Annotated in this window: 7 protein-coding genes; 1 reads left to right on the forward strand and 6 read right to left on the reverse strand. The window is 38.6% G+C overall.

Going from position 1 to position 13,378, the window contains the following annotated elements; all coding sequences use genetic code 11:
- The first annotated feature begins 8 nt into the window (after nt 1-8).
- On the forward strand, nt 9-1,466 hold the full coding sequence (locus tag IEV36_RS03430; RefSeq protein ID WP_005258012.1) for a DASS family sodium-coupled anion symporter: 1,458 nt from the start codon (nt 9-11) through the stop codon (nt 1,464-1,466).
- A gap of 113 nt (nt 1,467-1,579) precedes the next feature.
- Here IEV36_RS03430 and IEV36_RS03435 read toward each other — a convergent pair whose 3' ends face one another.
- The 6 genes from IEV36_RS03435 to IEV36_RS03460 all read right to left on the reverse strand — a co-directional run bounded on the left by IEV36_RS03435 (nt 1,580) and on the right by IEV36_RS03460 (nt 13,345).
- Nucleotides 1,580-1,795: a hypothetical protein gene (locus IEV36_RS03435; protein WP_005258015.1), complete on the reverse strand. Its 216-nt coding sequence runs from the start codon at nt 1,793-1,795 to the stop codon at nt 1,580-1,582.
- 73 nt (nt 1,796-1,868) lie between these two features.
- Nucleotides 1,869-4,811: an RNA-binding domain-containing protein gene (locus IEV36_RS03440; protein ID WP_005258016.1), complete on the reverse strand. Its 2,943-nt coding sequence runs from the start codon at nt 4,809-4,811 to the stop codon at nt 1,869-1,871.
- Nucleotides 4,812-4,870: 59 nt separating this feature from the next.
- Nucleotides 4,871-7,510 carry a bifunctional aconitate hydratase 2/2-methylisocitrate dehydratase gene (locus tag IEV36_RS03445; protein ID WP_004772603.1) on the reverse strand — a complete coding sequence of 880 codons (2,640 nt, stop codon included), beginning with the start codon at nt 7,508-7,510 and terminating at the stop codon, nt 4,871-4,873.
- A 259-nt stretch (nt 7,511-7,769) separates the two neighbouring features.
- Nucleotides 7,770-8,129, reverse strand: coding sequence for a hypothetical protein (locus IEV36_RS03450; RefSeq protein WP_004772604.1), 360 nt, complete (start codon nt 8,127-8,129; stop codon nt 7,770-7,772).
- Between the two features lie 104 nt (nt 8,130-8,233).
- The gene (locus IEV36_RS03455) at nt 8,234-8,704 is read right to left on the reverse strand and encodes a DUF4124 domain-containing protein (protein WP_005258017.1); all 471 of its coding nucleotides are present in this window, start codon (nt 8,702-8,704) and stop codon (nt 8,234-8,236) included.
- A gap of 135 nt (nt 8,705-8,839) precedes the next feature.
- Nucleotides 8,840-13,345, reverse strand: a complete 4,506-nt coding sequence (locus IEV36_RS03460) for a translocation/assembly module TamB domain-containing protein (RefSeq protein WP_005258018.1) — start codon at nt 13,343-13,345, stop codon at nt 8,840-8,842.
- Nucleotides 13,346-13,378 lie beyond the last annotated feature (33 nt).

A 13,378-nucleotide genomic window follows, 5' to 3' on the forward strand; every position in this document is an offset into this window, starting at 1 on the left:
GAATTTACATGGGATTTAAAGCTCTCCCTACGCTTATCTCTTTATTTATTGCATTAATCATCTGGTTCGTGATTCCTGTACCTGCTGGAGTCGACCCTGATGCATGGCATTTATTGGCAATGTTTGTCGGTGTCATTGCCGCGATTATTGGTAAAGCTATGCCGATTGGTGCAATTGCCATTATTGCCATTACCTTAGTCGCCGTGACAGGTGTCACCAATGACACACCAAGTGGCGCCATTCAAGACGCGCTGAGCAGCTTTGCCAATCCGCTGATCTGGCTGATTGGTATTTCGATCATGATCTCCAAAGGTTTGCAAAAAACTGGATTGGGCGCACGCTTAGGCTATTTATTTATCGCAGTGTGGGGCAAGAAAACCATAGGTATCGGTTATAGCATGGTGCTGTCTGAACTGATTCTTGCACCTGTTACTCCAAGTAATACCGCACGTGGTGGCGGGATTATTCACCCAATTGTCCGTGCAATTTCCACGAGCTATGACTCTGACCCTGCCAAAGGCACCGAAGGACGTATGGGGAAATATTTAGCATTGGTGAATTATCAAGCTAACCCGATTACCTCTGCTATGTTTATTACCGCGACCGCTCCTAACCCATTGGTGGTCGATCTGGTGGCGAAGGCAACCAATAGCCAGATTTCATTGAGTTGGAGTACTTGGGCACTGGCAATGTTATTACCAGGTTTGATTGCCTTGATCATCATGCCATTGATTATGTACTGGATGTATCCACCTGAAGTCAAAGAAACTCCGAATGCAGCTCAGTTTGCCAAAACTAAATTGCAGGAAATGGGGCCTGTCAGCAAAAATGAAATCATCATGCTGGGTATATTTGGGATTTTACTGCTGTTATGGGCAGGCATCCCTGCCATGATTTTTGGCTCAGCTTGGGCAGTTGATCCAACTACAACAGCCTTTATTGGCTTAGGATTATTGCTCATTACTGGCGTACTGACTTGGGAAGATATCCTGACGCAAAAAAGCGCATGGGATACCATTACTTGGTTCGCAGCTTTGGTAATGATGGCGACATATTTAAATAAACTGGGTTTAATCACGTGGTTCTCAGGTGTACTAGAAACTGGTATTGGCCATTTAGGCTTGAGTTGGATGCCTGCCTGTTTATTATTGATGCTTGCTTATCTATATGCACATTATATGTTTGCCAGTACTACGGCACATATCACTGCCATGTTTGCGGCTTTCTATACGGCTGGGCTAGCGTTGGGTGCACCACCAATGCTGTTTGCCTTAATGATGGCGGCGGCTTCGAGCATCATGATGACCTTAACCCATTATGCAACGGGTACATCGCCTGTGGTATTCGGTTCAGGTTACACCACGCTGGGTGAATGGTGGAAAGCTGGCTTTGTCATGAGTGTCGTTAACATCATCATCTTTGTGATGATTGGCGGACTTTGGTGGAAAGTATTGGGTTATTGGTAGGATGATTTAGTTTAAAAAAAGCCCCTTACGAAGGGGCTTTTTCATGTAACTGATTTCAAGAATACTAGGATTAATTATAAGCCCAGACACCGAATAGAATGATATCAGATTAACTAATCTTGCTTGATATCATAAACCCAGTTTCGTGCTTGTTGATCGGTTGTCGTTTCGCAGACATAGTAATCTTGATGCCATGAGTCTTGATGGAAAATTTCCTTTTTGTAGTAGCTTACTTGTTTGCCATTTTCAATACAGATAAAACTGTCACCTTGATCTTTCACAGCGGAACCGTTAAGAAATCCACCAATACATAAGAAGCGAGATTGCATATAAAATATATTAAAATCTGATTGATCATAAATAATATAATTTATGATCAACCAAAAATATTCAATTAAATTATTATAAACATTTCTTAACTAAACGATCCATCTTAATAGAGCTATTATCCTGTACTACAACATCAATCAAGTCATCATAATCACTAGAAATTATATACTCATCCTCCAACATAACACTGTCATTATATTTCTCAATTACTTTCAATTTCAAAAGATTATTTAAAACCACATTCCCACTAAACCCACTTACTTCAGCATTAACTCTTTTCACTTTTTGTGGCTTAAATACACCATTAAATTCAAAAATTTTTAGAATTCTTTCAATTTTCTTACGTATCTTGTCAGATTTATTACCTGAACTATCAAACAAATCTAAAACAGCCTCTTTTAAATTATTATCAACCTTACTACCATCAAACAATGTTGGGGAAATATTATTTTTCTTGGTCGGTCTATTTTTTATATTATTTAAATCACAATTTAAGAAAATAGTTTTCTCATTAAAACCACAATCCCAAAAATAATCATAATTAATAAATTTAGAATCAACAATCGTAAGACCTTCAAAATTAAATGTTATCCTTTTACTTGAATTAAATATTGGCGATATATTTTTCAAACACATACCACTCAATTCATTATTACTCACGAATATATTTTTATTAAAATCATCTGGGCTTCTAGAGTAGACATTAATATATACATATAACAATAAAATAAAAACATTAGACAAATGTATGTCTTTACTCTCATCTTCAATTAATTCTTTAATTGTCTCTAAAAGCAGAATGGTAAATTCTATATAATTTTCTTCTTTACATTTTAGAGAAGATGCCACTCTATCTAGAATTTCTTTTGAGAATGCATTGGCATAACCAACAAAACTAAATAAATTCAGTATATCATTATCTAATTTAGATTCATCGAGACCGATAATAAATTTAGACATTAAGACTTGCATAAAATATTTATTTAAAAAATCGTATTTAAATACTAATGATTCACCAAATTTATCAGCTTTAACCTCTAATAAAAGATGTTCTTTTAATGAAACCACTTTCAAATTATCAATCGAACTATCTAGAAGTGATAACTTATTAATTTGTAATGAACCATCATGATAACTAGCTAACTTTGTTAAAATATCGAGCTGTTTATCTATATCAAAAAATTTATATTTCTTATACTCATGCCCACACAATTTATATATTAAGTAATCATAACTATCAGATTTCAATAATGGAAAATTAATTGATAGGAACAACTCCTCCTGAATATCATCAATATCAGCTTCTTCTGCAATCTCTCGTGCTTCCTCCTCTTTCTTCTCTATTAAATACTTTACTGTATCCAACATAAAAGGAATATAGTAATTTTTTTCTTTATTAAATTTATTTAAAATCTTAATTGCCCGTTTTTCTTTTTTTGAATCATTAAAAGCTAAAGCGAAAAATTTTTCAGCTTGATTTAAAGCAAAAGGTTGTAAGGTTAGAATTGACACACTATTATCTTGATTTAGGTTTAACTCTTCCCAAAATTGATTTCTACATGTAAAAACAATTTTACAATTACCATTATTAAAGCAATATTCATCAATAATAGTATTAATAAAATCCCTAAAATCAAACTTATTTGCCAAATTAGATATTACTTCATCAATACCATCTAAAACTAGTAAAATATGTCCATCATCTAATGTTAAACGTAGTAATTCTCTAGAAAATGATGTTCCTGAATCGCTTGCAACTTTATATAAATCAAATAAATCAATATTCCTATAGTATTCTTCATTATGTATTTTTTTTACAATATTTGAAGAGGTCATATAGAGAATTTTTGTGTTTTTGTTAAATTCAATTAGTTTATTCAAATAATTTTCTAATAATGTTGTTTTTCCTATACCACCTTCACCTTGTATTACTAGAATTGGATTGTAAACTTTTTTCATCCACTCATTTAATATATCATGAGCACCTTTAACTCTACCATTCAATAAAGCATTACTTTGAACATATGAATCTCTTTTTTTAAACTTTTTAAAAACAACATTATCTAATGCATTTTTATAAATGTAATTTAATCCAAAATCTTCTAAAAAAACTGTATTTTTTATTTTTATATTTTGATCGTATAGAGCTTTATCAATAGATTGCAATCTTCTAGAACTATCAGTAATTGGTCTATCTGTAACCACAATAAAATCATGTGATTTTGTGTTAATTTTTTGACTAAGCTCTACCGCCAATTGCTTAAAATTTGAGCTTGAGTGTACATATAGAAAATCGAACTGATGATCAAAGTCATCTTTATAACTATAAACACTACATTTGTATTTAAATTTTCCATTACTTTCTAATTCAAATGGAAATCCTTCAACTATTTTTAAACTCTTTGTTAAAGCTAAATATTCTAGTGCTGTTTTAATATTTCTGCATGAAATTTTAGCCTCTGATATTTTTTCACTATCTTGTAATAAAATACCCATATTTTTTTGAATTAAGAATATTTCATTTTCATCTGCTATATCTATTTGATCTTTTTTCTCACTTAACCCTCTTACAAATATAGAATTTTCGCGACAAATATTTTTCTTATCATGAAATTCTTTAGCTACTTTCAACAATTGTTTTGGTTGTTCTATTTCGAATATAATAATTTTTTTGTTATTAATAACATTTTTATAAATTTTAAAGTCAGGATAAAAATTAAAGAAATTCTCAATTTTATTTTTTAATTGATTTATAAATTTTTCTGTTTCCAATTCTAAAAAATCTATGCCACAAATACTACCATCATCTTTAATTCCAAAAATCAAATATCTATTCTGATTATGATATGCATGATTTGCATTTACTAAAGATGCAAAATCTTTTAAAAATTCCCCCCAGCAATTCAATTTATCAAAATTTTCAATATTCTCGTCCCAATACCACTGACTTTTAAACTCTAAAATCGGACTTTCAGACTTCGATATTAATGTAGTTAGAAATGTTGTATCAAGCATATTTGTACTCAAAAATAAGGGCTGATTACTCAGCCCTTATTTTTAGCAAAAACAATCGATTAGGTCAATTGAGCAGCTTGAATTTTCTTGGTATCAACTTGATCAGCTTCTTTTGTATATTCGCTCATCTTGTCGAAGTTTAAGTATTTGTAGATGTCAGCAGAAGCGCTGTCGATTTGCGACGCGTACTGTTGATATTCTTCTGGGCTTGGTAATTTACCAAGAACCGCAGCGACAGATGCAAGCTCAGCAGATGCTAAGTAAACATTTGCACCTTGACCTAAACGGTTCGGGAAGTTACGTGTAGAAGTCGATACACATGTTGTGTTCGGTGCTACACGTGCTTGGTTACCCATACACAATGAACAGCCTGGCATCTCAGTACGCGCACCAGCACGACCATAGATGTTATACATGCCTTCTTCCATCAATTGATGCTCGTCCATACGCGTTGGTGGAGCCAACCATAAACGAGTAGACAATGAACCACCAGGTACTTTATCAAGTAACTGACCAGCTGCACGGAAGTGACCGATGTTCGTCATACAAGAACCGATGAATACTTCATCAATCTTGTCACCTTGAACGTCAGAAAGAAGTTTTGCGTCATCTGGATCGTTCGGGCAGCAAAGAATTGGTTCTTTGATGTCAGCAAGATCGATTTCGTAAACTTTTAAGTATTCTGCATCAGCATCAGCTTTTAACAAGCTTGGGTTGTCTAACCACTTCTGCATGTTTTCAGCACGGCGCGCCATTGTACGAGCATCGCCATAACCTTCTGCGATCATCCACTTCAACATGGTGATGTTAGAACGTAGGTATTCAGCAACTTTCTCTTCAGAAAGTGTGATTGAACAGCCAGCAGCAGAACGTTCAGCAGATGCATCAGAAAGTTCGAATGCTTGCTCAACAGTCAAGTCATTTTCCATTTCTGATAAATCGATCTCAAGGATACGACCAGAGAAGATGTTTTTCTTACCTTTCTTCTCTACAGTTAAGTCACCCGCTTGAATTGCGTAGTAAGGAATTGCATGTACAAGGTCACGTAAAGTGATACCAGGTTGCATTTTACCTTTGAACTTAACAAGTACAGACTCTGGCATATCCAGTGGCATAACACCAGTCGCTGCTGCGAACGCAACAAGACCAGAACCCGCTGGGAATGAGATACCGATTGGGAAACGAGTATGTGAGTCACCACCAGTACCAACTGTATCTGGAAGTAACATACGGTTTAACCAAGAGTGGATAATACCGTCACCTGGACGTAAAGATACACCACCACGGTTCATGATGAAGTCTGGTAATGTATGGTGAGTTGTTACGTCAACTGGTTTTGGATACGCAGCAGTGTGACAGAAAGACTGCATCACTAAGTCAGCTGAGAAGCCCAAGCACGCCAAGTCTTTTAACTCGTCACGAGTCATTGGACCAGTTGTATCTTGAGAACCAACAGTTGTCATCTTAGGTTCACAGTAAGTACCCGGACGGATACCTTGACCTTCTGCTAAACCACATGCACGACCAACCATCTTCTGAGCTTGTGTAAAGCCTTTGCCAGTGTCAGCAGGTTGTACTGGAGTACGGAATAATGTAGAAGGTGCAAGACCTAATTCTTCACGTGCTTTCGCCGTTAAACCACGACCAATGATCAGGTTAATACGACCACCCGCACGTACTTCGTCTAAAAGTACAGGCGTTTTAAGGTCAGCTTCTGAAATTTGAGCGCCGTCTTTAAATGCAGTTACTTTTGCAGCAGCGTGATCAATTTTCAATACAACTTCGTCGCCCATGTTCATGTTAGCAACGTCGATTTCTACAGGTAATGCACCTGCATCTTCCATTGTATTGAAGAAAATTGGCGCGATTTTAGAACCTAAGCACACACCACCATCTTTTTTGTTTGGAATGTGTGGAAGTTCATCACCGAAGAACCAAAGAACTGAGTTAGTTGCAGACTTACGAGAAGAACCTGTACCAACAACGTCACCTACGTAAGCAACTTGGTTGCCTTTCGCGATGAGTTCTTTAATTTGGCTTAATGGACCAACTTCACCTGGTTTTTCAGGGTTGATACCATCACGTTCGTTTTTCAACATTGCATTTGCATGTAATGGAATGTCTGGACGGCTCCAAGCGTCTTGTGCAGGAGACAAGTCATCAGTGTTGGTTTCACCTGTTACTTTGAACACAGTGATTTTGATTTCTTCTGGAACGTCTGGACGGCTTGTGAACCATTCAGCATCAGCCCAAGATTGTAAAACAGCTTTAGCTGCAGCATTACCTGCTTTTGCTTTATCTGCTACGTCATGGAATGCATCAAATACAAGAAGTGTTTTCTTTAATGCTTCAGCAGCTAGCTCAGCAAGTTCAGCATTATCAAGAAGCTCAACAAGCGGTGCTACGTTATAACCACCAAGCATAGTACCAAGTAAGTATACTGCGCGTTCTTTGGTTACGAGTGGAGAGGTTGCTTCGCCTTTTGCAACGGCAGCTAAGAAAGCAGCTTTTACATATGCAGCTTGGTCAACACCTGCTGGAACACGGTTTTCTAGCAAATCGACGAGATATGCTTCTTCACCTGCTGGTGGATTTTTTAATAAGGCTACAAGTTCAGCAGTTTGAGCATCATCAAGCGGCTTCGGTGGGACTCCGAGTGCGGCACGTTCTTCAACGTGTTGGCGGTAAGCTTCTAGCACAGTGTTATTCCTCTTTTTTAAAAAATTACTTGTAAGTTCCAGCTTTGTACAAGCTTTACAAGCAATGTGGACAGCAAAATTTTACTAGACTTCGCGTCAAATGTTAATGCAACTACCGTATTTCTACGTGATGTCCATTATTTTATAGCGAAATGATCCCCTCTTTTAAATACCGCTTTGGTCTAAGGTTAAAGTCTAATAAAACAATAAATTACATCTATAAAAAAAGACAAACGATGTTGTCTTTTTTATGAACACATTAAAAAAGTTTATAGTTCGGTAGCTTGTCATGTGGCGTAGCCAAGCATTCTTCCATAAATTTTTTCTTTAAATTTTCACGTAATGCTTCTGGATCTTTTTTCAGTTCATCGACTGGAATTGCATAAACTGTATCCAAAATATTAAAGATAAACTTACGTGTCATTTCATCTTCAATTTTACCCGCATGTTCCGTTGCCTGCTTTTGGTCAATTCCATTTTGACGATCTAAAGTGATTGAGCGCGCAGCATTCCCTACACTGACACAGTAACCATGCCATTGTTCTTCGGGAGTTAACGGCTTTTTCTCAGCACAACCAGCCAAAACTAAACCTATTGCAATCAACAAAACTTTTTTCATCTTCATACTGCGGCTAATTTGATGCCCACCATCATACTCAAACTTGTTTGTTTTGCAAAAAGGAAGCGGCTAAAACCTTGCTTTCCGTAATAAAAACATACAAATCATTTATTACAATGCATCTGATTGGCGATCTTTTGACACTTCCCGCCCTTTGCTGAAAGATAAGTTGTTCCTGCGACTAGATGATAAGACTGTCCTTTCATGTCCCAGCAGCGCACCCCGTTACAGCTTTTGATTGAAAAAAGCATCTCCGATGATGCTTTAAGGGTGTTATTTCCTTCAGTCGTGGCAGCTATAGGCTTAGTTTGAATAGATGCTGTTATCTTGGAGTTGACCGCAACATTATGACTCGATGCCGAAATGGAAGGATTTGTCGTCGTAGAGTCTGTAGTCTTTTTTGCAGGATCTAATTGAGGCTCATATCTCTGAACGGGTTGTAGTGTCGCTGAATAGGTCGTCACACCTTTTGCATCCACCCACTTATAGTATTCTTTTGCATGAATCTGAAAGCCAAAACTGAATACGCCTAAGCTCAGCATTGCCAAAAGCTGACTTAAAGTGACAGATTTCATTCAACTTCTCCCAAATTTTTAACAAATATTAATATTTTCAATAGCTTACAATTATTCTACAACGATCTAATTACAAAATAAACAGAAATAAAAAAACCTGCTTTACTTCCGTAAAACAGGTTTTGATTGGTATTGCTAGAAACGCCAGTTGTAGAAAATATCGATGGCTCGTTCTAAAGACTGACTTGCCTCCAGATATAAACGGCGGTTCATTTGATAACGCAAGGTTAACTTGTTCACTGGTGTAAATACCCCAATACCGTAACGAATGAATAGGTCTGGCGTAATATAGCCTGTCAGGCTCACCTGTGTATCGTCACCAGTCCCTTGTGCATCTAGAGCCAAACCACTTAGACCAAAGGTTCTACCAATTTGATTGGTCAAGGCACGTGTACCACCTAAGCCCATACTGATCCCTGCGGCAGCAATGGTGTTATTGACATCGGACTTAAAGCCTTCGGTATTACTTAAACCACTGTTACCTTCATTAATACGACCCGTCAGTAAGGCATTGAGTGCTTCTTGTTCAGATAAGCCAGCATCGTTATAAACCTGAATATTCGGCACGGTTGCTGTACCTGTTACCCGTACACCGACCATACTGCCTTGAACCGGTTTATTGGCATCAATATCCAATGTCGGGTTCGCCAATGGGCCATTGAAACGTGCAATCGCACGGTTCAGGTCAAGGCTTTGACCATAGGCTTCAATCTTCACTTTCTGGCTCACACCAATTGCACCATTGGCACGCATTGCTGTTTCCAGACCACGTTGAGATAGATGCAAACGTCCGACCAGTGGAATGGTACTCTCGAAGCCCTGGAAGATGACCTGATTACCCAGTGTCACGGTCATATCGGCACGAATATCCCACGGTTTAGCTGCTTTTAAAGTCGCAAGTAAATCTTGGCCTTGCTGTACAACGCGTACATCTGGTGACAGATTCACAACCGTAGCAGAGCTTTCTGGCATCGAAATACGAGCACGAGGAACATCAATCTTACCTTTTAAGCTGAGACGCTGATTAAATGGATAAACATCCAGCGTCAGGTCAGGTTCTACAATTGCCGTAATCATTGGCGCCTGACGAATCAGTAGGTTATCGCCTTTTAATGTCAGATTTAAATGTGGATCATTCTTCCAGTCAAAGTTCCCTTTTAAGCGCCCTACACCTTGTCCGCTGTTGAATGCCCCATCAATCGTGGCATAGTCTTGGCGAATAGATGAATAAAGCTGGATATTGCTTAAATTGACTGGCAGCGAAATCATGCTGATTGCGCCATTTTTTAAACGCATTTCACCCGTAATCTGCGGTTGCGTTAAGGTACCATTTACTTTTCCAGCCAGTGACAATGTGCCAGCCATTGAACGTACATCTTTGATAAACGGCTTGAAGACTTTTAACTGCACATCATCAAAGGCTACTTCGCCGCGCATTGGCATATTATTCTGGAATGGATCAATAATCACATTGGCATAGCCCGTCCCGATATCAGGGGTCTTCATATCCACACGGAATAACATTCCCTCACTGATACTTTTGGCAATCAGGCTCAATTCATCGTAGGTGACGGTTGTGGCTGGATCTTGCGGATCATCTGCCGCCAGACCGATTTCACCTTTACGAGTCACTAAACGGGCATCCAGTTTTGGATGACTGCCATTCGCCCAAGAGGCTTTAGCATAACCATTGAGCTGACCTGTCACCGCCAGACCTTCTGGCATAAATGCAGTAAAGTCTTTTAAGTCCAGATTCTTGGTAATTAGTGAGAAGTTACCTTTTGCCTTACTGATGCGTGCAGGCTGATCCAGACATAACTGACTATTGGCACTCTGCCAGCAATGCTGTCCAACATAGAGTTCCTGTTTCGCAGCGGTATAGATAATCGGTGCATTCTGGTTTTGCACTAGGCTGATATTACGTGAAGTAAAGTTACCTTTCTGCACCAGTCCTAACCAGTCATTATTTGGATTAAAGCCACCTGCCAGTTGCACATAGAAATTAGATTGACGATTTTTACTCTCTACTTTCAAGACATGTGCTTTACGTGTTCCTGCCAGATTGACAGTGGCATTCTGGATTTCGCGATTACCATTCCGCAGCTGAGTCAACGTCGCCGTTAATTGAGTTGGTGTAGTCTCAGATGTCGGTAGTTCACCTTGTACGCGTAATGACTTGATACTGACCAGATCATTAAATCCAAAGTCATCGACCGCCATGTTTGCCGTTGCTCTTAAACGCGGCTGTGACTGAACGTTTAAGCTACCATACGCACGCCCACGCAAACCGGGATATAACTCGTACAACGCAGGTGCATTCAGTTTGATTCTTAAGCTTTGTGCATTGCCTGAGGCTTGCAACTGGTTCTGTGCATAGGCAAGGAACAGGTCATTGGCCTCAAATTGCTGCGGTAAAAAACCATCCTGATTTGAATCAAGCAATAAGCTGAGATTACCACGGCCACGAATCGGTTTATTGTTCAAGAAGCCTGCTGCATTGAGCTGACGGATATCTATCCGTTTCAGTTTATCGGACCAGACACCTTGTGTTTTAACATGCCCCGACACTTCACCTTTGACACTGGAAACAAAATATTGTGGTTTAAAACGTACCAGCGAAGCATCGATATCCCAACCAAGCTTATCTTTAAGATTCACGGCACCCGTCGCAAAGACCTTACCCGCAACGCCATCATGCTTAAGTTCATTAATCTTGATGTAATCCGGTGTTCCTGCAACATTGATTTTTAATAGACCATCACCCTGATTCAAGGCATTTAAAGAGCCATTATAGTCCACAGCAAAACTCTTGAATCCGCCACCCGCTTTTTCGTCATGGAAAATTAAAGCTGCTGTACTTTTTCCTTTTAAGGCAATGGTTTCCTGTTGATTGGCTTGGGCAAGCTGGCCTTTCAGATCAATTTGTTCAAGCTGAATTACTTGCTGATTTGGCTTGGCAAAACCGCTTGCTTTAATATCACCATTTAACAAATTAACAGGTGCTGCCGCAGCAACAGTTTGCGGATTAAAATCTTGAGCTTTAAGCTGAGCTTGCCATGACAGTTGCTGCTTTTCAGTTGGCAATTTAACTTTTGCCAGACCAGACAAACTGCCTTTTTCAGCTTGGTAACGGAAATTTTCGACATTTAACAGATTGTCTTTTAAATCGAGTCGCGCTTCATATTTACCTGTTGGTAACAAAGCCTGTTCATGCGGACGCACAGTGGTTGCAACATAAATATCCTGTTGTCCCTCTTTGAGTGCCACATTGGTATGACCTTCCTCACTACTCAACCAGCCAATGTAAGGCATGGCACGATCAATGCCTTTCCATGAAATATCCAGCAGCATAGGCTGAGCTTTATTATTTTTTTCTTCAGCCTGATCAAGTTTGAGTGCCCATGTCTCATATTTATCAAAGGCCACTTGAGCCGTTAGCGCTAAACCTTTTTTCAATGAGCCAGAAGAACTGATATTTGCATCAAGTTTTGGTGGTAAAAAGTCTTGTGCGATCTGCGGTACTGTGGTCTTTTCAGGATCCAGATGATCAAGACGACCTTTAACATCCCAAGATACATGCTCATGCCAGTTAACTATACCATTCAGGCTGACAGCACCTTTCATTAACTGACCATTAAAATCACGGATATTTAACTGATGGGTTAAATCTGTATCCATCAGTGCGGTATATTTCCCTTCAGGAATTTGCTCACCTTTTAAATCCGTATCGAGATTTAAGGCCAGTTTTTGTATATCACCGTTAAATCTGACCACGCCATCTTTAGCAAAGAGTTTCTGGTCTTTTAGTAAAGGCAAATGATAATTTTTTAAAAATAACTCACCTTGCATAGGCACATGTTCACGCACAGGATGAAGCGTTGCCCGACCTGTGAGCAAATCAGGTGTGGTTGTTGCAACGCCTACTCTCAAAGTATCTAAAGAACCACGCGCTGCAACCTTAATCGTTTCAATATCCAGACTTTTTAACGACGGAATAATTAAATCAGCGTTGGCATTTAAAGGATATTTACCACTAAAATCCATCTGACCTGAAGCATTCTGGACAGCTAAATAGCCCATATCCATACGCGAGTCTTCAAATTCCAGCTTAGTCTCAGACCACAACGCATCTTTTAAATAAACATCATTAAAATCAACCTTTGAGGTTGCAGTCTGGATTTCCAGATGATCCAGACTGGCTTCATTGATACGCAAGACAAATGGCAGCTTGATCGGATCAAATCCAAACGGTTCATCTGATGGTGGTTTTTTATTAATAATTTTCAGGTTACGAACATCAGCATGACTCAAATGTACTTCTTTACTTAGAATCGCTCTCCAGCCCAAAGAGACATCGGCACGATCTAAAGAAACATCAACGGCCTGTAACTGCACCAGAATATTTTTCAGGATAATGCCCGATAGCAGATTACCGCCTTCATATTCGTATTTAATAATTTTCTGGCTTTGCAGCACGCGATCTAATAGAAAACGGCTACCTTTATCCGTAGACATCATTACAACTAAAGAGCTGACCAATAATAAAAGAATGATCAGCACGATCAGCACAATATTTCGAACAATATGCCGATTTTTTCTTGGTCCAGCTGGAGGTGTCAGTTGCTGTTCTACTTCCGTCATAATCAACCTGAAATTGTTTTCCCTTTATAGAAG

It is taken from the genome of Acinetobacter vivianii, assembly GCF_014635885.1.
In the GTDB taxonomy this organism is placed as follows: Bacteria; Pseudomonadota; Gammaproteobacteria; order Pseudomonadales; family Moraxellaceae; genus Acinetobacter; species Acinetobacter vivianii.